This window comes from Photobacterium satsumensis (assembly GCF_050336935.1).
Classification (GTDB): domain Bacteria; phylum Pseudomonadota; class Gammaproteobacteria; order Enterobacterales; family Vibrionaceae; genus Photobacterium; species Photobacterium satsumensis.
Genome location: NZ_JAKJSK010000006.1, coordinates 2,169,872 through 2,193,543, shown reverse-complemented (window position 1 = coordinate 2,193,543; position 23,672 = coordinate 2,169,872). Strand labels below are relative to the sequence as shown.

The 23,672-nt window shown below is 45.7% G+C and carries 21 protein-coding genes; 11 read left to right on the top strand and 10 right to left on the bottom strand.

Annotated elements, in window-relative coordinates:
- Positions 1-63: 63 nt before the first annotated feature.
- Positions 64-2,325 carry a right-handed parallel beta-helix repeat-containing protein gene (locus L4D79_RS09900; RefSeq protein ID WP_428650690.1) on the bottom strand — a complete coding sequence of 754 codons (2,262 nt, stop codon included), beginning with the start codon at positions 2,323-2,325 and terminating at the stop codon, positions 64-66.
- A 398-nt stretch (positions 2,326-2,723) separates the two neighbouring features.
- Positions 2,724-3,890, bottom strand: a complete 1,167-nt coding sequence (locus L4D79_RS09895) for an oligogalacturonate lyase family protein (protein WP_428650687.1) — start codon at positions 3,888-3,890, stop codon at positions 2,724-2,726.
- A gap of 380 nt (positions 3,891-4,270) precedes the next feature.
- On the opposite strand from L4D79_RS09895, the gene kduD (L4D79_RS09890) reads away from it, so the two are divergent.
- Positions 4,271-5,032: a 2-dehydro-3-deoxy-D-gluconate 5-dehydrogenase KduD gene (gene kduD / locus L4D79_RS09890; protein WP_428650684.1), complete on the top strand. Its 762-nt coding sequence runs from the start codon at positions 4,271-4,273 to the stop codon at positions 5,030-5,032.
- A gap of 96 nt (positions 5,033-5,128) precedes the next feature.
- Here the strand turns inward: kduD (L4D79_RS09890) and L4D79_RS09885 are convergent, their stop codons facing one another.
- Complete coding sequence (locus L4D79_RS09885) at positions 5,129-5,455, bottom strand: cupin domain-containing protein (protein ID WP_107349286.1); 327 nt, start codon at positions 5,453-5,455, stop codon at positions 5,129-5,131.
- A gap of 422 nt (positions 5,456-5,877) precedes the next feature.
- Here L4D79_RS09885 and L4D79_RS09880 point away from each other — a divergent pair, with 422 nt between their 5' ends.
- Together L4D79_RS09880 and L4D79_RS09875 are read left to right on the top strand one after the other, a co-directional pair.
- On the top strand, positions 5,878-6,516 hold the full coding sequence (locus L4D79_RS09880; protein WP_428650680.1) for an RpiB/LacA/LacB family sugar-phosphate isomerase: 639 nt from the start codon (positions 5,878-5,880) through the stop codon (positions 6,514-6,516).
- Positions 6,517-6,814: 298 nt separating this feature from the next.
- On the top strand, positions 6,815-7,225 hold the full coding sequence (locus L4D79_RS09875; protein ID WP_428651754.1) for a VF530 family protein: 411 nt from the start codon (positions 6,815-6,817) through the stop codon (positions 7,223-7,225).
- 167 nt (positions 7,226-7,392) lie between these two features.
- Here L4D79_RS09875 and L4D79_RS09870 read toward each other — a convergent pair whose 3' ends face one another.
- The 4 genes from L4D79_RS09870 to kduD (L4D79_RS09855) all read right to left on the bottom strand — a co-directional run bounded on the left by L4D79_RS09870 (position 7,393) and on the right by kduD (L4D79_RS09855) (position 11,717).
- A complete protein-coding gene (locus L4D79_RS09870) occupies positions 7,393-8,103 on the bottom strand; it encodes an HAD family hydrolase (RefSeq protein ID WP_428650677.1) in 711 nt (236 codons plus the stop codon).
- A 281-nt stretch (positions 8,104-8,384) separates the two neighbouring features.
- Entirely contained in the window at positions 8,385-10,154 is a 1,770-nt protein-coding gene (locus tag L4D79_RS09865) for a sodium:solute symporter family protein (RefSeq protein ID WP_428650674.1), read from the bottom strand.
- A gap of 149 nt (positions 10,155-10,303) precedes the next feature.
- Complete coding sequence (locus tag L4D79_RS09860; RefSeq protein ID WP_428650672.1) at positions 10,304-10,822, bottom strand: YgjV family protein; 519 nt, start codon at positions 10,820-10,822, stop codon at positions 10,304-10,306.
- 133 nt (positions 10,823-10,955) lie between these two features.
- Positions 10,956-11,717: a 2-dehydro-3-deoxy-D-gluconate 5-dehydrogenase KduD gene (gene kduD / locus L4D79_RS09855; protein WP_428650670.1), complete on the bottom strand. Its 762-nt coding sequence runs from the start codon at positions 11,715-11,717 to the stop codon at positions 10,956-10,958.
- Between the two features lie 275 nt (positions 11,718-11,992).
- On the opposite strand from kduD (L4D79_RS09855), the gene kdgR reads away from it, so the two are divergent.
- The 8 genes from kdgR to L4D79_RS09815 all read left to right on the top strand — a co-directional run bounded on the left by kdgR (position 11,993) and on the right by L4D79_RS09815 (position 20,086).
- A complete protein-coding gene (gene kdgR / locus L4D79_RS09850) occupies positions 11,993-12,775 on the top strand; it encodes a DNA-binding transcriptional regulator KdgR (RefSeq protein WP_428650667.1) in 783 nt (260 codons plus the stop codon).
- 83 nt (positions 12,776-12,858) lie between these two features.
- Complete coding sequence (kdgK, locus tag L4D79_RS09845) at positions 12,859-13,797, top strand: 2-dehydro-3-deoxygluconokinase (protein WP_428650664.1); 939 nt, start codon at positions 12,859-12,861, stop codon at positions 13,795-13,797.
- Between the two features lie 10 nt (positions 13,798-13,807).
- A complete protein-coding gene (locus L4D79_RS09840; RefSeq protein WP_428650662.1) occupies positions 13,808-14,431 on the top strand; it encodes a bifunctional 4-hydroxy-2-oxoglutarate aldolase/2-dehydro-3-deoxy-phosphogluconate aldolase in 624 nt (207 codons plus the stop codon).
- A 168-nt stretch (positions 14,432-14,599) separates the two neighbouring features.
- Complete coding sequence (locus L4D79_RS09835) at positions 14,600-15,397, top strand: substrate-binding periplasmic protein (RefSeq protein WP_428650659.1); 798 nt, start codon at positions 14,600-14,602, stop codon at positions 15,395-15,397.
- A gap of 416 nt (positions 15,398-15,813) precedes the next feature.
- Positions 15,814-17,028, top strand: coding sequence for a ribokinase (locus L4D79_RS09830; RefSeq protein ID WP_428650656.1), 1,215 nt, complete (start codon positions 15,814-15,816; stop codon positions 17,026-17,028).
- A complete protein-coding gene (locus L4D79_RS09825; protein WP_428650654.1) occupies positions 17,028-17,999 on the top strand; it encodes a nucleoside hydrolase in 972 nt (323 codons plus the stop codon). The genes L4D79_RS09830 and L4D79_RS09825 overlap by 1 nt, the downstream gene beginning before the upstream one ends.
- Positions 18,000-18,007: 8 nt before the next feature.
- Entirely contained in the window at positions 18,008-19,228 is a 1,221-nt protein-coding gene (locus L4D79_RS09820; protein ID WP_428650650.1) for a NupC/NupG family nucleoside CNT transporter, read from the top strand.
- Between the two features lie 117 nt (positions 19,229-19,345).
- On the top strand, positions 19,346-20,086 hold the full coding sequence (locus L4D79_RS09815; protein WP_428650647.1) for an outer membrane protein OmpK: 741 nt from the start codon (positions 19,346-19,348) through the stop codon (positions 20,084-20,086).
- Between the two features lie 194 nt (positions 20,087-20,280).
- On the opposite strand, the gene L4D79_RS09810 is transcribed toward L4D79_RS09815, so the two are convergent.
- The 3 genes from L4D79_RS09810 to L4D79_RS09800 all read right to left on the bottom strand — a co-directional run bounded on the left by L4D79_RS09810 (position 20,281) and on the right by L4D79_RS09800 (position 23,670).
- Positions 20,281-21,732: an NAD-dependent succinate-semialdehyde dehydrogenase gene (locus L4D79_RS09810; RefSeq protein WP_428650645.1), complete on the bottom strand. Its 1,452-nt coding sequence runs from the start codon at positions 21,730-21,732 to the stop codon at positions 20,281-20,283.
- A gap of 11 nt (positions 21,733-21,743) precedes the next feature.
- The gene (hpaD, locus tag L4D79_RS09805) at positions 21,744-22,601 is read right to left on the bottom strand and encodes a 3,4-dihydroxyphenylacetate 2,3-dioxygenase (RefSeq protein ID WP_428650643.1); all 858 of its coding nucleotides are present in this window, start codon (positions 22,599-22,601) and stop codon (positions 21,744-21,746) included.
- Between the two features lie 106 nt (positions 22,602-22,707).
- Positions 22,708-23,670, bottom strand: a complete 963-nt coding sequence (locus L4D79_RS09800; protein WP_428650641.1) for an AEC family transporter — start codon at positions 23,668-23,670, stop codon at positions 22,708-22,710.
- Between the last annotated feature and the right edge of the window lie 2 nt (positions 23,671-23,672).

Below are 23,672 nucleotides of genomic sequence, written 5' to 3'. Positions count from 1 at the left end.
ACCTAAAAAAGCCAAGTCGTATTACGACTTGGCTTAATCTCAATATAACACTAGCTGTGAAAGCTATTCCTTACGCGCATCAACAATGCTCTTCAACGCCTTCGCGGCTTGATGCATACCATCCTGACTGCCATCATTGATTGCAACGGCAGCTTCAATATCCGCGATTAGCTGAGGATCTAAAGTCCCCCCTTCAGGATTCACTGATTCACCACCAACCATGAACCAGTTGTTTGTACCTGTTTCGTAATTAACAACATCATCATACTGGCTATTTACAGCAAAGCGCATTGACAGTATGTCGATAAAATCACCCTGCTTTAAGTCATCACCATACGGGTTTTTACGGATTAATAAGTTGTAGCGCGCATTATCAACGGCCAACACATTATCAACTTCCAATGCACCGGGGTTAAAGTTGTCAGTAATACCGTCCATATTGTTATTATACGAAACACTGTCTTTTAATATATGAGGTACTGCGATTCCTTCCCCCCCCAGTTTGAAACCATTTCCGATAGACCCTTTGGGGCGATCTGAAGTATTAAAAGTCCGCCCATTGTTGTAAGCAATAGAGTCGATGATTGTCACAACACCGTTTGCGCCTTTCTCTGTCTTGTTAAACAAATCCCAACCATCATCAATGTTACTGTGGGCGATACAGTTAATGAAAACATTACCGTCGCCTACACCCAGTTTGGCTGCGAAGCCATCAGCATCAATCTGCCCCTGATCTTCATTGTTATAACTCAGGGCATTTTCTACGATGTTATGAGATGGCCACAACGCTCGACCAATATCACCCGATGAGATCTGAAAACCTGTGTCTGGGGCACTATGAGTTACTATATCCTTGAAATGGTTATAGCTGCCACTGACTTGGGTACGAGCCCCTTCAACAGTAATATTTTCAATATTCCAGTAATTGGCATCGTGGGTGAATGGCGCATTTTTGAAGACGACACCGTCTTCACCACGCAATGTTTTCGGCAAATCCGGCGAACCACTGACAGACACAGGAATAGTAATTGCACTGTACTCGCCAGCTTTTAAAGTCACTACCCCTCCCGGAGCAACCAGTTCAATGGCCGTTTCAATATCGAGTGGGGTTAGCTCACTTCCATCACCCTCTGATGAACCATCGGCACTGGCGATAATTGAAAGTACATTCTCCACCGCCACTTTGCTCACAGTAAATCGCTTGGTCTGACGCTCAAGATCTGGCCCTTCTGCCGCTTGATAAGCAATTTCAAATTCACTGCTGCTAACGCTAATCGTTGCTGGCATAACCAACATCTCACCAGCTGCAACGGTTTTACTCCCTAGCGAGTTTCCATCCTGAAAGACCTGATAAGTTCCGGAGTAACTGGCACGGGCTTGGACAATATAGTTTTCACTGGCTGTCTTCGGGCTTGAGGCAACATCCCATTTCAATGCCTTTTCTTCAGCTTTGAATAAAGGGGCATCTTCCGTCTCAGCGTCAGACAATGACAAATTAATATTACTGACGACAATTTTTGCATTACGAGCCGCAACAAACCCAACGTACTGATAATCGGAGTCCATAACTTCAACAATATTTGCATTGGCCCCAGTTACGGTTTCCGAATAGCTGAATCCCTCACCTTCAGCGGTCATCTCAAAGCCTGAATCTGTTCTTGAGACACTTAATGTGTATGTATGCTCCTCGCCCCATGGAATGGCAACTTGGTATTCGTCCCGGGTCATTCGCGTACCAGCCGTGCCCCAAGGCTCATAAACTCCCTCGCGGAACGTCGCAGCTAACGTAATGTTTTCTCTATCACTGGATTTATGTCGACGAATTTCATTCAGCACCATATTAGAGGCTGCAGGAAACTCCTCATGGCCTTCGGGTTGAGGGTTTGATCGAGGCGTTCCAATGATGTCACGGATCATAATCCCCGCACCATCTTGGTTATTCGGATTTGCATCCGTTTCAGGGCCGAATTGTTCGACAACAATATCGGCACTTAAGATAAAGTTCTGATCGGTTGGGATTTGCGTGTAGTAATAAGTCAGGCCATCGTGTCCACCTGTAATTTTACCACCCCGGCTTTCGATGGTAACAACATCTTCAAGGGGGCCAGGTTCGACGGGTTTGCCGTTCACTGTCACTTCGTTCAAACCGATTTTATCTGGCAAGACATTGGAACTGAAGTTTAAGTCTGTTGATTGCCCAAACGTAATGGCTTGCCAAATAGGCTCTTGAGGCTCTCCTGTCTTGCCATCATTACTGCTGTTACAACCAACCATTGCTAATACTGAACAACAAACAAAAGTCAGCCTTGTAAGATTATAATGCACTACATACTCCTGAATTTCGAACGATACGAAAACTGGTCACAAGTGGCGTTACTTAGATATTTGGTCGAATCTCCCCGTCCAATGCAAAGCCATCACACTCACTAAAATACAGTTTTATTTTAATCGATCACTCGTTTCATTTTGGTGATCAATGGCATGTAGAATTACATTGCGTCTAGTTATCACCGATAAATCATCAACTTAGGAAACAAGATCACAACCAACTTATTCTGTTTCAGTTGACCAACATTATTTTTTCCACATTAAAGGGAATATAGCGTCAGCCAAGCAGGGGAAATGGACAGGTGGGCGCTTTATTGAACGGGCATTAGAAGAGGCAAGTAAAAAACCCGCCGAAGCGGGTTTAAATAGAGGCATATTCGCAAAAGTTGATACGTTTACGCTTTAAATTGCTCTGGGATATCAGCAATATACAGGCTTGGTACACCTTCAAAGTCACTGGTAAACAGTACACCGTTATCATTTGGAGTAAATGAAGGGTGTGGGTGGGTGATCTGACGGTCACCGTCTAGTACTTCCCATGACGTTGAGTGCTTCGCCAAACGAACCGACGTCTTGTTCTTGGTGTTTAGAATATACAAGAACGGGTCATTCTCGATGTTGTAACCATCACTGTCAGCCACATCAACCGGCGCATCACAACCATCACCCACCATCAGCGAGCCATCAAAGTTGCTCATTAGGTGTGAACATGGCGGCATCACCATCACTTTTTCATTCTCGAGCGTCACAGGATCAGCTTTATAGATCACTCGCTCAGTCTGGCCTTTGAAATAAGAAACATACGCCATTGCCGAGCCATCTGGAATCCAGAACTCATGAGTGCAAGACTCACCTTCCTCATGCTCTTTGATCTTGCGAACGTTTGAGCCGTCCTCGTTAACCAGCCACATGCGCGCATCAACCAAATCATGCGGCCCTTCATGACAGAAGCCAACCGTTGAGTCATCGAAAGGACGATAGATAGGGTGTCCTAGCCATGCATCGTCTTGGTGTACCACTTCCAGCTCACCCGTTTCAATGTCCACTTTAATTAAGCGGCAGGTTGGGTTGGTATGATAGAAATCTTGGAATTTCTGCCAATCCGTCAATGGCTTCCAGCATGATTTCAGAATCTCAATACCCACTAGTTTTGTACAGTCCGAGTTTGCCACCCACGTACCGTAGCCTTTCCACTCGCTATCAACGGTATAAACCACAGTCTCTTCTAATGTTTCAAGATCCACCTTCATCAAGTGAAGCTCGTTTTTCACATAGAAAAAGTGCTTTTCATCAGTAGAAATGAAACCGCCAAAGGTATTATCCCCTGTGCCTTCAGTCAGCTGTGTCGCCTGCTGCGTTTCTAAATTAAGTAGGTAATAGTTACGGCTACCGTCGAAATCACCAGCAAACAGCAACTTACTGCCGTCATTGGTAAAACACTTTTGGTAGAAGTAATTTCGGTGACAAGTGATGCCTTTCGGCGTCAAGCGAGTTACCTTCACCCCAGTATCACTGTCTTCAAAAGACTCGAAGCTCAGATCAATTTTACTACCTTTGGCCATTCTATTTCTCCGATTCATGTTCCAAGTGACTAGCTAGCAAAGAGTTAATACACCAAACATAAAAAATTTAACGATTAAAAAATCAAAACATAGTTTCAATACCATTCATTATACGTCGACTTGAGCACCGACACACGAAGGAAATCAAAACAGCGGTTCATTTTACCCGCTAAGATACAGTAAATGTGATACTGATCACCTTACAAGGCAGACAGGAGGTTGTTGTTGATAACAAATCCTATCGCAAGATACCGCTTGGCATTATGAACACCTCATCATCAAATGGCAAAAATGAAACGTTATTTCTTTTTTGTTGAAATGAAGCACAGAGATGATATCCTTTCGTCAAGCTCAACCAGCCACTATCACGAGGAATAGGCATGATACTCAACGCATTTAATCTTGAAGGCAAAATTGCCATCGTTACTGGCTGTAACCGTGGACTGGGGCAAGGTATCGCACTAGGGCTTGCCCAAGCAGGTTGCAACGTTGTAGGGGTAAGTTCATCTGGCAGTGAAGAGACAAAAGCCAAAGTCGAAGCGCTGGGCCGCAAGTTTATCGATGTCCGCGCCAATTTGATGAAGCTTGATGACATTCCTAACATTATAGAATCAACGCTAGCCCAGTTCGGAGTAATCGATATTCTCGTCAACAACGCAGGAATTATTCGACGCGAAGATGCAATCAACTTCAGTGAGCAAGATTGGGATGATGTCATGGACATCAACCTCAAGACCACCTTCTTCATAAGCCAAGCCGTTGCCAAGCAGTTCATAGCCCAAGGTAAGGGCGGCAAAATCATCAACGTGGCTTCAATGTTATCTTTCCAGGGTGGCATCCGTGTCCCTTCCTACACCGCGTCGAAAAGTGGCGTGATGGGTGTCACGCGTTTGATGGCCAACGAATGGGCGAAGCACAACATCAATGTCAACGCTATCGCACCAGGCTATATGGCAACCGATAATACCGCGCAACTACGTGCTGACGAGCAGCGTAATGCAGAAATCCTAGACCGAATTCCAGCTGAGCGTTGGGGTGAGCCCGCAGATCTCGCCGGCCCTGCGGTGTTCCTTGCTTCAGAGGCTGCCAATTATGTTAACGGATTCACAATGGCAGTGGATGGTGGCTGGTTAGCACGATAAGCCATTTTCAAATAAAAAAGCCAGTCAAACAAAAAGGCCAGAGCAATGATAGATGCTCTGGCCTTTTGTATCTAAAGTGAAGATGATGGGTAAGGGTTATGCCTCTACGAAGTCCTTACGCATTGGCGTAAAAGTATCAATCAAAATACCGGCCTTCAGGCAGCGGCAACCGTGCAAGATTTCTGGCTCTTTGTACATGGTATCGCCCGCTTTGACGATTTTCGTATCATTACCAATGGTAAATTCAAACTCACCAGACAAAACATAGGTCAATTGCTCGTGCGGATGAGTATGCAGCGCACCGATTGCACCATCTTCGAAGTGCACTTCTACTGACATCATGTTGTCGTTGTGAGCTAGGATTTTACGGCTGATGCCTTCACCCAAATCTTCTAGTACGACATCGTTATTAAATACAAACATTTGAACACCTTTTCTATGGTTCTGAGTATCAGTTGCTTGGCTACATCTTACATCAAACACCAAAGAAGTAAAATAACTGAAACCGCGTTTCACTAAATGGTAATTACAAGATATCAACGTTTCCGTCTTACTCCAAAGTAAAAACAAGGCAGAGAGACACTGCTAAAAAACACCAACAACGATGACACAAGCAAATATAAAACAACAACTTAAACTCAAAACCAAACAAGAATAATCAACAGAATCAGTACAACCCAACCTGAAATTCAGTGTGTTAGTTCAGTTGCAGCCAACAACTTACCCAGGTAAAGCAGCTTAAAATCACACTTTAAAAATAATTTAATTTTTATTTTTTTGAAAAGCCTTTTCATTTTTAGATCTCTATCTTATACTTACCGCATCAACGACAGAGAGATATTGTTATGAAAATCGCACTAATGATGGAAAACAGCCAAGCGCCAAAGAACGCTATGGTTTCAGCTGAACTAAACAACGTTGCTGGTGGCCTAGGTCACGACGTTTTCAACGTTGGTATGAAAGATGAGAACGACCACCACCTAACGTACATTCACCTAGGTATCATGGCGAGCATTCTTCTCAACTCTAAGGCTGTAGATTTCGTTGTAACCGGTTGTGGTACAGGTCAAGGCGCAATGATGGCAAGTAACCTGCACCCAGGTGTTGTTTGTGGTTACGCGCTTGAGCCATCTGATGCTTTCCTTTTCAACCAAATCAACAACGGTAACGCTATCTCTCTAGCATTCGCTAAAGGTTTTGGCTGGGCTGGTGAGCTAAACGTTCGTTATATCTTCGAAAAAGCGTTTACTGGCAAACGTGGCGAAGGTTACCCGATTGAGCGTGCTGCACCTCAGCAAGCTAACGCCGCAATCCTAAACGACGTGAAAGCCGCGGTATCAAAAGATGTCGTTGAAGGCCTACGCGCAATCGATCAAGAGCTAGTTAAAGCCGCAGTTGGTAGCGCACACTTCCAAGAGTGCTTCTTCGCAAACTGCCAAGTTGAAGAAATTAAAGAATACGTACTGGCTGTACTTGAGAAATAATTTGGTTAGAAACCAATAATTAGGTTTCTATATTAGAAATGATAAAAGCCCTGAGCATGCTCAGGGCTTTTTGTTTATCAGTACCATTTAACCGCTGGTAAACTAATAAGAGCTTAGTCAGCATGCTCCTTGGCTATTTATTGCAATAATCATAGGGAAGGTCGTCATACTCTGTTAGACTCCCATGCCCTCTTTACTTCTGGGTTCAATAGCCTGTAACACTGCCGTGTTTGATTGAAGACTAGAGCGAAAATCCCCAACTTGCCTTGGTTAACTAGATACTTAGGAACTCATTATGATGACTGATGAAGAAAGAATTGAATTACAACAAAATAACCCATTACACGGTCTTAAGTTAGAAACCTTACTGCAAGAGCTGGTGGATTTTTACGGGTGGGACATTCTTGATACTGCAATGCGTTTCAACTGCTTTAACACCAAGCCATCGATTGCCAGTAGTGTGAAGTATTTAAAGAAAACAGACTGGGCCAGAGAGAAACTGGAGAATTTTTACCTTTACCGCTTTAAGCGCATGCCTCGCGCATCGAGCGAAGAGTTTGAAATGCCACCACGCGCCCGTACTTTCCCACACGGCCTTGAGCCAAAAGAGCCAATGGCACTGACTGTTGATTCAATTTTGAAGTCTCAAGCGAAGGCTGCCTCTGCCCACAAAGAGCGTTCATCACGTGGTCGTCACTCGCGCCGATAGTTGAAACGGCTTCGCTCTATGTAAGCCGTAACCCTTGCTTACATAGCAAAGCGTGAGTTAGGCCAGAATCACCGATTGTTCCAAACTCGGCCCATCCGATTTGGAACAATAAGATCGGCCCCCAAAAACGCCTCTACGGAAGTGAGTAGCCACTCACTACAACTTGATTATAAATATTGCTCACAAATGAGCACGAGCTCACTCGGCGTTCGGATAATAAAATCGGGCTGGACATCCCAGCTCCCCGGTACTGCACCACTGTACGCTGCAGCAACAGAGATAACCGTAGACTGCAGGCCTAATGCAGATTGCAGGTTTCGGGCAAACTGTACATCCGCTTCATGATCACCCACATACATAATTACCTTCTTGCCTGGGTTATCGAAAAGCCTCTCTACACACATTACCCCACCCTCAGGTGACGGTTTCTGGCTACTTTTCGAAACATCGTCATAGCCTATTACCGCTTTAAAATAGGTATCGACCTGCGCCTCAGATAATACATTCAAGATGTTCTTTGACGAGTTCTGCGAGCAGATACCATGTGGGACAGCAGACAAATTTCGCACCGTATCATCCATCCCCGCAAACAAGGTTACAGGGGTGGTATTGCTCAACTGGTGCTCTGCCCATAAGGATCCGGCAGTCAACATTTCAGACTCGGTCATGCCATAGTATTTTACGTAGAGCTCTTGCCAGTTTTTTGCCGCGTGATTGACTTGATGGTACGCCGCTTCACTTCGCAGGCATTGAGGAAGGTTATCTCCCGTCAAATGCGGTGCGACAATAGATAGAATAGATTTAGTAATATCGATATTTTTGGGCACTGAGTTAACAATTGTGCCGTCATAGTCCCATAAAATCGCATCTAGCTTCATAGCTCCCTCATGCTCGTATATCGAAAGAGCCTAAAATATATCTGATTAATAACGCGCAGACTCGTAAAAAGCGTCCACACAGAGAAACGATGCGTTGACGCTATTATCAGCGGTAATTCAATATCATGGTGATGTAAGCTATAACTGCCAGGGTGGCTATTCAAAACGGATACTTAATAACGACTGACGTATCTATGTGGGAGGTAATTAGGCTGCGGGTATTGGCAAGGTGTATCAAAAAAGGCTGTTAGTCTCCTAACAGCCTTATAAGTTAAAATCGATTAGTTACTTGAGACGGTGGCCTGCTGAGAGGATTCATCAAGTTGCGCACTTTTCTTCAAACCATATCCCACAGCAAATATCACTACAGCACATCCTAAGAAGAGCAATCGCCCCCAAAGCGGGTTTGGAATCAACACCATTAGGGTCAAGCCCGCAGCCATGTATGTGACCAATGTACCAAGTTTTGCACGTTGCATACGGTCAACAATATCTTGGCCTTCTTCAGAAACACACTCGGTGTCTACGTCCTCAAAGAACTCTTTCGTAGTCTCAATGTATGGGTCATTTTCTTCTTTGTAGAACAGGGTTGTTAGGCAGAAGAAACCAGCAGTAAGAATAAGGTGGGCAGCAATAGTGATCATAGTGCGCATCTCACCAACTTCACGGCCTGTTAGTTCTTCAATACCAAACCAACCAGCGACGAAATGCGGAGTAAAGATTTTCACTACAGACCAAGATACCAGCATACCAAATACTACCGTTGCCCATGGTGCCCACTTAGGTGTCTTACGAATGATGATACCTAGGAACAGAGGAACCAAGATTGGAGACTGTAGCAGCGTTGCAACTTGCATCATTAAGTCGAACAAACTTAGGTGCTTCAGTGAGTTAAAGAACTGAGCCATAAGGATGACCAAGATACCATTCACTAGACACGCTACCTGGCCTGCACGCAATAGCTCTTTATCGCTCGCCTGACCTTTGCGAACAATGTTTGAATAGAAGCTACGGACAAAGATACCTGAGTTACGGTTTAGTGCAGAATCCATCGAGGACATCGTGGCAGCGAATAGACCCGCCATTAGCAACCCAACCGTACCGATAGGCATGGTTTCACGAGCAAAGACGAGATAAACCGCATCACTTGCTTTGGCGCCAAGCTCTGGATAAGCCGAAGCGGCTTCTGGATACATAATTGCTGATGCCCACGGTGGAATGAACCAAATAATCGCACCGAATACCATCATAATTAGCGCCATTGCAGCCGCTTTAGTTGCATTATTAGAGTCTTTAGCGTTCAAGAAGCGGTAAGACTCTTGCATGTTATTGATACTTTGTAGCTGCTTAACCACAAAGAAAATAAACGTACATACAAGCAGCAGCGGATAGTTCATATCCGGTCCCATAATAAATCCACCAGGGAACTCATTAATGATCTCACTTGGACCGCCAACGAAGTAAAGCGCCACACCAGCACAAGCGATAGAAATTACCGCAACAACTAATGTTTGGATGAAATCCGAAGCCACTACACCCCATGCACCACTGAGAAGGGAAATCACAAGCACTGCGGCACCCGTGACATAGATAGTAGTGATGATATCGGCATCAAATACCGCAGAAGCAAACACGCCTAGGCCATTTAGCCATACACCCGCGTTAATGACACTAAGAGGAATGATAACCCAAGTGAAGAACTGTTCATTAACCGAGCCAAAACGACGCTTAACACCTTCTGTTGGGGTATCCACACGCATCTGACGGAAGCGGCGTGCAAAGTAGAGGATGGCAAATACATACGCCACCATGTTACCGATAAATACCGCCAGAACCGCGAAGCCATCGTTAAATGCTTTACCTGCAGCACCGGTGAACGTCCATGCAGAAAACTGTGTCATAAACGCGGTAGCACCAACCATCCACCAGAGCATTTTACCGCCCCCGCGGAAGTAATCACTGGTACTATTGCTTGCCATTTTTTTGAATAACAAGCTAATTGCCACCATTAGGGAAAAATAGCCTGCTATCACAAGATAATCATATTGCATAATCAACCTCGAAACGCCGTTTTAGTTTGAATAAATTATAATTTCAAAGTGGCGACTCTTCCGTGACAAAAATCGAAACAGCGGTTCATTTTCTGACTTTTATGTGAGGGTGTGATCCCCATCACTGATCTCAGTATTGCTCTATTTGTTTATCGACACTCAACAGAAGCAACCTTCTGCTGATGATATAACCTTAGCATTGTCACCACATTCACACTCAATAAGGTCGCTTCTAGCAACGTGCCGCCAATAGATCCCACCACAATATTATTACTCAGCCAGCACAGGGCCCCAACGAAGAATGCCAAGCGCAGCTTGATCCCTTCCAAGCAAAACAGCGCATAGGTGCCAATACATGCACCGGCAATCGGTAATAAATCCAGCCAGCGATCAGCTAAGTAGAAACCGACAATCAAATTGCAGGCAATAAAAAAATAGGCGAGATACTTCGATTGAAACTTCACTGACAAGGCGGTACGAAAAGCAGAAAGCAATGCACTAAAGCCAGCGGTTACTGCACCGAGCAAAAAGAAATGCATCATATGGTTGATATTGAAGATCACCATCACCACTTTTAGCTTCTTATCGTCCTTTTGGTAAAACGCTGCAATCCCCAAAACAAAACTGACAAAGCCTAGCGCTTGGGCAAGTGATAATTCACTGAACATAGCCTATTTCTCTCACCGCTACCAAGCTGAGCTTGCATCAATACAGGGCTTTCACCGCAAGTTCGCTTGGACATAAAAACGAAAAAGCGGCTGCCCCCATTACAGGTGCAGCCGCCATACAAATCTTTTGCGATTAACGTGCTAACCAGCCGCCATCAACAGCTAGTGTATAGCCGTTAACATAAGAGCCAGCATCAGACGCTAGGAATACACATGGACCCGCCAAGTCTTCAGGGTTACCCCAGCGATCAGCAGGAATACGCTCAAGGATTTCTGCATTGCGCTGCTCGTCTGCACGCAACTGTGCGGTATTATTTGTCGCCATGTAACCAGGTGCAATCGCGTTAACATTGATGTTGTGTTTCGCCCACTCATTAGCCATCAGACGGGTAACACCCATTACGCCACTTTTTGATGCAGTGTAAGAAGGCACACGAATACCGCCCTGGTATGACAGCATAGACGCGATATTAACAATCTTACCGCCATGGCCCTGAGAGATGAACTGCTTTGCAACAGCCTGAGACATAAAGAACACTGACTTGATATTGATGTTCATTACGTCATCCCAGTCTTGCTCGCTAAAATCAATCGCATCATTACGACGGATGATACCAGCGTTGTTAACCAGAATATCAATCTTACCGAATTTCGTCACAGCCTGATCAACGATAGCGTCAATATCATCTGTTTTCATCAGGTTAGCGCGGATATCAAGGAACTCACGGCCAGTTTCTTTGATTTTTTCAATCGTTTCAGTCGGCTCAACAATGTTAACGCCAACAATGTTACAACCAGCCTGTGCAAGACCAAGTGCCATACCTTGGCCAAGGCCTGTATCACAACCGGTTACGATGGCCACTTTACCTTCAAGGTTGAATGTATTAAGAATCATGTCGTTTCCTCAATGCATGTTCACGGCCCTACAACCATGAACAAGATGTTTGTGTTCCCGTTAATGTGGTTGCAATATAGCAACCACGAAAAACCACATCAAGTTTTTTGAAAAGCCGTTTTAATTTTATTCCTGCACATTTGATCGATGTCACACTAATGGCCGTAATTCGTGTTGATTCATATTTTCTGAAAAAGGCTTTCATAAAAATAGATACGTGCAGGGTTAGAACGTATAATGCTGGCTACAAAGACGATAAAGATAGGAATTTTTCGATGGAATCCGCAAAACAGCCTGAAGCCGTCTCCTCTGTAATGAAGGTGTTTGGCATCCTTCAGGCGCTGGGGGAACAAAAAGAGATTGGTGTTACCGAACTTTCGCAACGCTTGATGATGTCAAAAAGCACCGTATACCGCTTTTTGCAAACAATGAAGATGCTAGGTTATGTCTCTCAAGAAGGTGAAACAGATAAGTATGCACTTACTTTGAAGTTATTTGAGCTTGGAGCAACCTCGCTAGAGCATGTGGATCTGATTGATCTTTGTGACAAGGAAATGCAGCTGATCTCCCAACAAACCAATGAAGCCCTTCACCTTGGTGCGCTGGATGAGAATGCCATTATCTACATCCACAAAATTGATTCCGGCTACAACCTTCGCATGCAATCGCGCATCGGCCGCCGCAATCCGCTCTACAGTACTGCGATTGGTAAAGTACTGCTGGCTTACCGAAACGAAGAATTCACTCGTAACGCTTTGACTAACATCGACTTTATCAAACATACCGATAAAACCCTGGAAAATATCGACCAGTTGCTGAGCGAGCTAAAAGCCGTTAAAGAACAAGCATTCGCAGAAGACAACGAAGAGCAGGAACCCGGCCTACGCTGTCTAGCCGCACCGGTATTCGACCGTTTCGGTAATGTTATCGCTGGTCTATCAATCTCGCTGCCGACTATTCGCTTCGACGAAAAACGTAAATCCTACTATGTAGAACTACTGCAAACAGCCAGCCGTAACGTCTCGGAACAACTTGGGTTTCACAATTACCCACAATAAATAGGAACGCAATTTCATTTTTATTGACTTGCGAGCGCTTATTGTTGAAAATACCCTCAATGACCAATATTGAGGGTTTTTTTATGGCTTTAAATCGTGTTGCTGTGATCGGTGAATGTATGGTCGAACTGCAACGTAAGGGCGAGCTCATCAAACAGAGTTTTGGTGGTGACACGCTGAATACTGCACTTTACCTTTCCCGTTTGACCCACCAGCATGGCGTCGAAACTAGCTATATTACTGGATTGGGTACTGACAGCTTTAGTCGCGATATGCTTGCCCAATGGCAACAAGAGCAAATCAATACCGAATTGGTCTTTCAATCCGAAGAAAAGAACCCTGGCTTGTATCTGATCGAAACTGACGATACCGGCGAACGCACCTTCCACTACTGGCGCAATGACGCAGCAGCCCGCTACTGGCTTGATAACATCGACAGCCAGACACTGGTCGAAAAGCTAAGCGGCTTTGAAATGATTTACCTGAGCGGGATCAGCTTGGCAATTTTGCCAACAGCTGCCCTGGATAAGCTTTTCCAAGTTCTCCAGGCTTGCAAGGCGCAAGGCAGCAAAATTGTTTTCGACAATAACTACCGCCCTCGCTTATGGCAAAGTGCCGATATCGCCGCCAAACGTTACCAGACAATGCTGTCACTAACCGATATCGCCCTGCTGACATTCGATGATGAAGTCATGCTTTACGGTGAGCACACGGTGGAAGACTGTATTGCCCGTACCCAACAATGCGGCGTTAGTGAAATTGTTATCAAACGCGGTGCCGAAGACTGCCTTGTTATCACATCCGAAGGTTGCATCTCTGTGGCGGCAACCAAAGTCGACAACGTTATCGACACGACCGCTGCTGGCGACTCATTCAGCGCAGGATACCTTGCGACACGCCTGACAGGCGGCAATACCGAACAAGCAGCAAACAATGCCCACTTATTAGCTGGCACCGTGATCCAACATCAGGGCGCCATTATTCCAGCCACAGCAATGCCTGTGTTATTCAATTCGAATTAAGGAAGACATCATGACTACGCTAAATGCTCGTATGGCCGAGCTGAAAGTTATCCCTGTAATTGCTATCAAAGATGCTGATAAAGCAGTAAAACTGGCTCAGGTATTATCTGAGAACGGCCTGCCTTGCGCCGAGGTGACTTTCCGTACCGAAGCGGCTGCGCAAGCTATCCGCAACATGCGTGATGCCTACCCTGATATGCTGATCGGTGCAGGTACTGTACTTACTGCCGAGCAAGTAGACCAAGCTATCAACGCGGGCGTGGACTTTATTGTCAGCCCGGGTTTCAACCCAACCACAGTGAAATACTGCCAGCAACGTGAAATGCCAATCATCCCGGGTGTTAACAACCCAAGCATGGTTGAGCAGGCGATGGAACTGGGCCTAAACACGCTGAAGTTCTTCCCGGCAGAGCCTTCTGGCGGTGTGAACATGCTAAAAGCAATGACCGCGGTTTACCCGGTTAGCTTTATGCCAACAGGTGGCGTAAGCCCATCCAACGTTAAAGACTACCTAGCCGTTAAATCTGTGTTTGCTTGTGGTGGTACTTGGATGGTACCAGGTAACCTAATCGACGAAGAACGTTGGGACGAGCTAGCAGAACTAGTGAAAGAAGTCGCTAACGTTGTTGCTTAATCGCTAAGGGTTAGCGAGGCAATATATCCAAAGGCAGCGGCAAAACCGCTGCCTTTTTAGATCTCACGGTCTTATTTTCAGCTCTCTACAGCTAACTGCCTGCAAACTTCCATCTCGCTGTTACACTTGAAAGACACTTTTCGGTTTTGCTGCCAGAGGTCTTTTTAAATGAAAAAAGCCAACTCAAAGCCTCGCTATCTGATCCCTTTGAGACTCGCTATTTATAGCTCTGCACTGTTCGCAGTCGTTCATCTCCATGCAGAGCAAAGCAAGCTGACTGTTGCTATCTCTACCGATATGCCACCTTATGTGATGGACAGTGGTAATGAAGGGCTTGAAGTGGATATCGTCAGGCAAGCATTGGAAGGGTATGAGCTCAAGTTTATCCAAATGCCGCTCAGTGATGTGCAAAATGCGGTACAGGACAAAAAAGCCGATGTGGCTATCGGAGTATTGGTTGATGGCGGCGAGATTTACTATTCCGATCACCTCGTCACCTTTGTCAATTTTGCCATCAGTAAGAAAAGCGATGAGCTAGCGATTGATTCTATCGATGACCTCAAAACCCATCCGGTACTAACTTGGCAGAACGCCTACCTAGAGTTGGGGGATGAGTTCCAGACATTGTTTTCTCCGGGTGCTGAATACCGCTCCAACTACCATGAATTTGGCGACCAAGCCAAGCAGGTCGCTCAATTCTGGAAAGCCGACAAACAAGTTATCGTTATCGATCGTAGTATCTTTGAATTCTTCACTAAGGCCATGAAACAGCCTCTCGATAGTGTTGACTACCACAGCCTATTCCCCCCCGTCACGGAATTCAAAGCCAGTTTCAAAGACAAAGCGGTCAAAGATGCTTTTAATAAAAAGCTCAAGGAAATGTGCCAAAGCGGCGAATACGTCAAACTGTTAGAAATGTATGACGTCGAGCTGGAAGTCACGGTGTGTGACAAGCTCACGCAATGACAGACACCTCGCACTGAATACATAACACCTAGCAAAACACCACGAGCATGCTTATGTTCGTGGTGTTTTTCTCATTCTAGCGGCGGTGATCACAGCAAGATCAGCTCACCATCTTCTAGCAAAATGTAATACATCGCGGCTCATTCCCTGACGCATATTCTGAGGGGCTATTATGCTCTTAACTTGCCCAAGAATGACATGGCAAAACCCAAGAATGAGTTGGACTTTTCATCATTAATCAAGCTGAAGTTATTTAATTACTCCCCCTCTTCTGATGACTGCAGTACAAAAATAGAGATTAAAAAATATCCTAGAGAAAATCGGACAGAGTATGTCCGAATTCGCTTTATAATTGGGCGTAGACAATCAGATCTAATTCAGCTCTCCCCTTATTATTTAACACACAAGGAGGATCTATGCTCAAGCATCAACGTATCAACACTATTCGCTCTTTGTTACTAAAAGATAAACAGGTGTCAGTTGCTGAGCTAGCAAGATTGTTAGAGGTAACTGATAGAACTATCCGCAGAGACTTAAAACAATTAGAAGAATCAGGTGTCGCAGAACTATTCTTTGGCGGAGCAAGGCTCGTAACTATAGAAAATAACGTTTTATTCAAACAGATGGGTATTAACAATATAATGAATGCACTCTCTGGTAAGTATGTTTCCGGACAAAATGAAAAAGCACTGAGCTCAAATCAAATGTTAGGGGTGTACATCCTAGGCTCTTTCAATATTGATATTGTTTCTGAAGTCCCTGACTTTCCAAGGGAGGGAGAAACTATCCATTCCCTTTCCACTGGATTTTATGCAGGGGGAAAAGGCTCTAATCAAGCTACTGCAGCCGCAAAAGTTAATGGCCTAGTACATTTAGCCGTAAAAATCGGTGACGATGAATTTGGCAGCAAAGCACGACAGTACTTTTCAACTACCGATATCCACTCATTCTCTATTCTAGAAGACAAAAAAACACACACGGGTAATGCATCTATATTTGTTTCCCAGAAGTCAGGTGAAAACTTTATTGCGATTGATTTAGGGGCCAATAAAACTATTACCGCCATGGAGCTTCATCAAGAATATGATCTTATTGAAAAAAGTAAGGTATTTCTGACCCAGCTGGAAAACAACTTTACTGCCACAAAACAAGCGATAGAGTGTGCAAGTACCACAGGATCATTGGTAATGTTAAATCCCGCTCCTTATATCGACGAATGCAAAACGATATTACACTTGGTCGATATTATCACCCCCAATGAAACCGAAGCTCAAGATTTGACCGGTATCAAGGTCATAGACCTTGATACTGCCCAGCAAGCTGCACAAGCAATTCATGACATGGGTGCCAAAAATATTGTCATGACTCTGGGAAGCAAAGGCGCATTGATGTTCGATGGTAAACAATATCGACATTACCCACCATATAAAGCAGTTGTCACTGATACATCAGGTGCTGGTGATTCTTTTAATGGTGCCCTCGCGGCCTGCTTGGCTAATGACCAACCACTTGACTACGCAATTAAATTTGCCTCGTCCTATGCGTCTCTCGCTGTAGAGCGAAAAGGTGCCTCTAACATGCCTGAAGCATCACTGGCCGAAGCTCGATTAAAAGAACAGGAAAAAATGTAATGGCTAACCACGAACTCTTTTTAACCCAAATGAAAACCGAATTTGCTTCAATGACACTCACTGAGCGGATGGCAAAAATGGATGTCCCAGCTACAGGCAAAATTGCCACTGTTATTGATAGTGATACCTTCAATGAAATTGATGACCAGTTTGCCATTGCATGGGCAATGCTCAGAAGTGATCGTATTGACCTGCAAGCAATATATGCAGCACCATTCACCAACTCGATGTTTACTGACAGCCATGAAGCCGTTTCAGATCCTATTGTTGGTATGACACTGAGCTATAAGGAAATTGAACGAGTAATCAATCGGGTTAAGGTTGATAAGAAACCAGCCATGTTCAAAGGTTCAACCCATTACGTTTATCAATGCGCGGAACCTGAACACTCTGCTGCTGTCAGAGACTTAATTGCTAGGGCTCATGCCTGTGAAAGCATACTTCAGGTGATCAGTATTGGTGCACCAACTAACATTGCCCACGCCCTTATTGCAGACCCATCAATTGTCGACAAGATCCACGTATTATGGTTAGGTGGTCACAGTTTTGACTGGCATAACACCGAAGAATTTAATCTACGACAAGACATTGACGCGAGTCGAGTATTATTAAACTCTGGCGTCTCCCTCACATTATTCCCTTGCATGGGGGTCACCAACACACTTGCCACCTCTGTACCAGAGCTTCAGTACTACCTCGCAGGTACCAGTGAAATAGGTGATTACCTCGCGCAAGAGGCACCAAAGTGCCCTTGGATTGGTTTTGCTAACCGAAAAGTGATCTGGGATATCGCACCGGTTGGTTACCTTATTGACGCTAGCTGGTACACCGAAACATTTGTAGCCTCACCAGTGCTAAATGACAACTTAACCTGGAGTTTTGATAATCGACGCCATCCAATACGCGTTATCAAGTTTATCGAACGCGATAATCTGTTTATCGATTTATTCAAACGGTTAATTAAAGGGTAATAGCTAAGATGCAAACATTAACTCCTCTCTTAGGTATGGCAGTTTTACTCTTTATCGGTTGGGTATTTTCATGCAACCGAAAAGCGATTAAATTACGCACCGTCAGCATTGCCCTTATTCTCCAGGCTTCAATAGCAGCTTTTATTTTGTTTGTACCAGCAGGCCAGATCATATTAATTGGTATTTCAAGTGCTGTAAGTTCAATCATGGACTATTCAGGCGAAGGGATCCGATTTTTATTTGGAGAGTTAGGGGCTTACGGTTCTGGCTTTATTTTTGCCATCCACGTGCTACCTATCATCATCTTCTTTAGTGCATTCATGTCGGTGCTGTATTACCTGGGCATCATGCAACGCTTGGTAAAATATATTGGCATGGGCGTTCAGAAAATTTTGGGGACTTCACAGGCAGAATCGACCGCTGCCGCTGCAAATATCTTTATCGGCAACACCGATGTCTTTGTCATGATGAAACCGTATGCCCCGAAAATGACCAAGTCAGAGCTCTTTGCTTTGATGACAGGTGGTTTTGCCTCTATTGCTGGCTCGGTGTTGGTTGGTTTTGCGGGTATGGGAATCGAAATTAAGTACTTGGTATCTGCAGCCTTTATGTCTGCCCCAGCCGGACTGCTATTTGCAAAAATCATTTATCCAGAAACCGATGAGCCAGTAGAGGTCGATTTCGATATTTATAACGATGAAGATAAGCCAATCAACATCATTGAAGCAGCAACCAGCGGCGCATTCAGTGGCTTGAAAATGGCGTCAGCCATCGGTGTCATGTTGCTGGCTCTTATCGCATTGATCGCGATGTTCAACGGCATGCTGGGGAGTCTGTTCGAACTGGTCGGTATTAACGGTGTAACCCTACAGGCAATCTTTGGCTATCTGTTTGCACCTATCGCCTTCCTACTCGGCGTTCCTAGCAATGAAGTCCTCATTGCCGGTAACTTCCTTGGCCAAAAACTTGTACTGAATGAGTTTGTCGCCTTTATGAGCTTTTCTGAAGTGCGTGAAACATTGAGTCATGAGACTCAGGCCATTATCACCATGGCACTGGCTGGCTTTGCCAACCTCTCAGCACCTGCCGCGATGATCGGTGTTCTAGGAACCATCGTACCCAAGATGAAGCCTTTTATTGCCTCCATGGGAGTCAGGGTCATTCTCGCAGCAACCCTTGCCAACTTGATGAGCGCAGCCATCACCGGTTTATTCATCTCTTTCGTATAAATTAAAGTTGGGAGTCATTGTGACTCCCTCCTATTTCAAATATCTCACATTAACTCGGCAATAAATAGCTGAGGGCTTTGTGATGCCTAAATCCAAAACAATACGGTGAAATAAAAAATGAAAAAAGTTATTGGTTCATGCCTACTATGCTGCGCTCTAGCAACAAGCACAGCCGTTGCCGATGAATATTCAGGTTGGGGAAACCTTCACTTTGATTACCAAGCATGGGGACATGGTGTATCTGACAGTGAATTTGACCAAGCATTAATCGGTATTGAAGGTGGTTTTAATTTCGAATGGGGCGAACTGTTTGGTTTTTATGACTTCGAAGGACTTGATCGAGATTCAGGTGAGCAAACAGCAACTTATAATTTGCAAGCCCATACTTATCTCGGTGATTCTGGCGCCAGTATTTTTTCCAAGGTTTACAGCTCCCACGGTACTGAAATTAAAGAAACAAACAGTTTCCTCGGCTTTGGCTATACCGATATCAGCGGTGACGGATGGTGGTTTACACCTTGGGTAGCCGCTAACTATACAACGGTTTACAACGAGTTTGCTGATATTACTAACGTTAACGGGTTCAATGGCGCAACATTAGGTTGGAGTGCAGGGTATGTCTTTGAGGCTTTTGGTCAATCTTTCTTATTAAGTAACTGGACTGAAATTGAAATGTTCAGAAATGATGAATATGCGCATAATAATTATGGAGACACAGGGGTAAATGGTGGACTTAATTTAGGTATGGATATTACTAAAAATATTAATGCAACTGTAATGTATCGATATTACTATAATAAATTGGGCGCTGATGGTTATGGTGATATTATGATTTATCGATTAGCGTATAAATTTTAACCGAAGTTTGTTTCACTAATACATTATTAACTCCTTCAATGATATGTGCACACTCCTATTGCATTTATAAAAGAGTAATTTTGTTATCAGCTTATAGTCACACCATTTTAATTTATTAGTCCTTCTTTTATTTTATGCGCTACTTAAAATTAAGCAGCGCATATATTTTGAATAACTTTGGACTTTGAGTCCTCTTAGCTGAGCCCGCCCATAAACAGGTACTTCATCTCCAGATAGTCTTCCATGCCATGGCGGGAGCCTTCACGGCCAAGGCCGGACTCCTTGACCCCGCCAAACGGCGCAGCAGCCGTCGATATCAAACCTTCATTGATCCCGACCATGCCGCTCTCTAGCGCATCACCAACCCGCCATGCCCGGCCCAGTGAACGGGTATAAAGGTAAGCAGCCAAGCCCGAATCGGTGTTATTGGCACGCTCAACCACCTCCTCTTCCGAGCTGAAACGGAACAAGGGCGCCAGTGGGCCAAACGTTTCTTCACTTGCCACCAGCATCTCATCAGTAACATCAATCACCACATGCGGTTGGACAAACAACCCTTTTTGCCCTGCGAGGTTGCCGCACAGTACCTTCGCCCCTTTGGTAAGGGCATCATCAATATGGGTACGGACTTTTTCAACGGCACCCGCATTGATCATCGGGCCAATTTCGGCTCCTTCAGAAAAACCGTCGCCAACCTTGAGGTTCGCCACTCGGGCAGCCAGCTTTTCAGCAAACTCATCATAGACCGCGTCATGGACAAAGATCCGGTTAGCACAAACGCAAGTTTGACCCGCGTTGCGGAACTTGGCAATCATGGCACCGTCGACCGCCGCATCGATATCAGCATCATCAAAGACAATAAATGGAGCATTGCCACCCAGCTCCAGTCCCATCTTCTTGATCGTCGCCGCCGATTGGTTCATTAAAATCTTGCCGACATTGGTCGAGCCGGTGAACGAGACTTTGCGGACCTTCTTGTGGCCTGTAAGCACACCACCAATGGCAACAGCATCACCGGTGATCACATTAAGCAGACCGGTAGGCAAGCCGGCCTGTTCTCCCAGCTCAGCCAACGCCAACGCGGTAAAAGGGGTTTCAGGTGCTGGTTTCAATATCACAGCACACCCGGCTGCGAAAGCAGGGGCACACTTGCGGGTGATCATCGCCGCGGGGAAGTTCCACGGCGTGATGGCTGCGACCACGCCAATCGGCTCCTTGGTCACCACGATTTTTCCATCGGTTTTATGGCTTGGGATCACCTCTCCGTATGCTCGCTTGGCTTCTTCGCTATACCAAAGGACAAAGCTGGCCGCATACGCAATTTCCCCTTTCGCCTCGGCAAACGGCTTGCCCTGTTCAGTGGTGAGGATCCTTGCTAAATCGTCGGTATTTTCGACTATCAAGTCATACCAACGACGAAGCACAACAGAGCGGTGCTCAGCTGTCGTTTGTTTCCACTGCACAAACGCCTGCTGGGCAATGTCGACACATTGCGCGGCTTCTTTCTCGCCCATTTGCGGTACATGGCCGATTACCGCTTGTGTCGATGGGTTCATGATAGCAGTCGTCTGGCCATCCAAGGCGTCTGCCCACTCCCCACCAATGTATCCTTGCTGTTTGAACAGCGCCGTTTTTTTCAAATCCATCTTCGCTCCCATTATTCCGTTACTTCGAACAATACGTTGACCTGCCCGGTGCCAGAGCTTGGGAAGTACTCGGTCACAATCTCCGCTTTGCCTTCGTACTTATCCCAGCCCAATGCGCCAAACAGCATGGCGGTGTCATGCATGCCGCCTTCACCCGAGCACAGCGCCGCATAGTCAGGTAGCATTTCCAGGAAAGTCTTATATTCACGGTTCTGCCATAAGTCCAGCACCCGCAGGTCTACTTGGCGGTTGAACTCTTTCGAGATAGTGAAGGTGCCGTTGTTCGCCGCGTAATCATCGTTATCCCAGATACGGTGGGACAATGATCCCGAGGCCAGCAGCATCACCCGGCTATCACTTTCTTCGATCGCCTCACGGATCGCCTCACCGAGCTGGCGGGAGGCTTCGATGCTGTGCACCGAGCACCACGCCGCCACAGAAACTACCTTGAAGTGGCTGTCTTCGTTCATATAGCGCATCGGCACCAAAGTACCATATTCCAAATCCAGCGATTCAACTTCGTGAGAGAGAGTAAATACCCCTTTATCTGTCGCTTTATCGGCAATACGTTTACCGAGTTCTGCGTTGCCGTAGTATTGGTATTCCAAATTTTGGATAAAATGCGGGAATTCATGGCTGGTGTAGTTGCCTTTGAACTGCTGGTTGGCATTGACGTGGTATCCCGCATTGACCAACCAGTGGGTATCAAGGACCACAATGGTATCGACATCCAAGTCTTTGGCTAACTGGGCAAGCTGTTTGTGGCCATCGATGGCCGCCTTACGACAACCGTGCAGCTTTCCCGGCTGCTCAGACATTATCATGGTCGGTACGTGGGTAATTTTTGCTGCAACACAGAGTTTGCCCATAGTAAATCCCTTCTCTCAATCACATCCTGTATGTAGCGGACGTTGGTTTCAGTTATTGGTATTTGCTCTACGACCTAAAGAGCAATGAAATACAGTAAAAAGTTGGTTAAAACAGCAATAGCGTTAATGTGGTAAAGGCACTGACGGTCAACATGCCAAGCAAGGTTGTTGGTAACAGCACTGCCGAACATAACCCGCCCATCTGGTAGCGTTGACCAATGACGGCATAGACACCGAACATCGGGACACTGGCTAAAATCACGCCCACGGAGCTCATCATCGGATCCAGCTGGAACACCAACATCAACATAACCAAAATAGCGAGCGGATGTATGAACAGCTTGGCAAGCATCACGGTGCCGATCTCTCTTTTCATACCCGCGACACTCACACCGACAAGGCCACCACCAATAGTAAATAGCGCCACGCCAGTTACCGTACTGGCAAGCATGTCAATGATACGCTCAGCCGCTTGCGGCGGGTGAAGCTCTATCGCCGAGCACATCAACCCCAATACAATCGACAGCACGATCGGGTTCTTTGACAGGTTCAGTGCGGTCTCCTTCACCTTCGCCCCGAAGTCGGCACCCGCTTGGTTATCGGCCATATCGGCCAGCCCAAGCAACAGCGGCAACATGATCAAGTTCTCGACAATCAGGGTCAGGGAGAACGGGATCAGTGCCGGGGTATCAAACAAGAAAAAGATGATCGGAAAGCCAATCAGCAAGCTATTAGAGAAGCTGCCACCCAGCCCCAGCACCACACTCTCGACGGGGGTTCTCCGCAACATCCAAATGGCATAAATAAAGACCAAGCCAAAAGCCACCAGCGATCCCAAGGTGTAGGCCAGGATATAGTCAGTATGCCAGACCTCCCCAAGTGACTTGGTGCTCAACGCACTGAATATCGCAGCCGGTAAGCCGAAGTTGAACACAAAAGCGGCCAACGCCTTGTGGCCATTTTCCGGTAGGATCCGGCGCCGAAAGGCGAGATACCCCAGCCCAATCACCAGAAATACTGGCATGATGGTTGAGAAGACATATTGGAAGTGCGCCCAAGCCTGTCCCATGG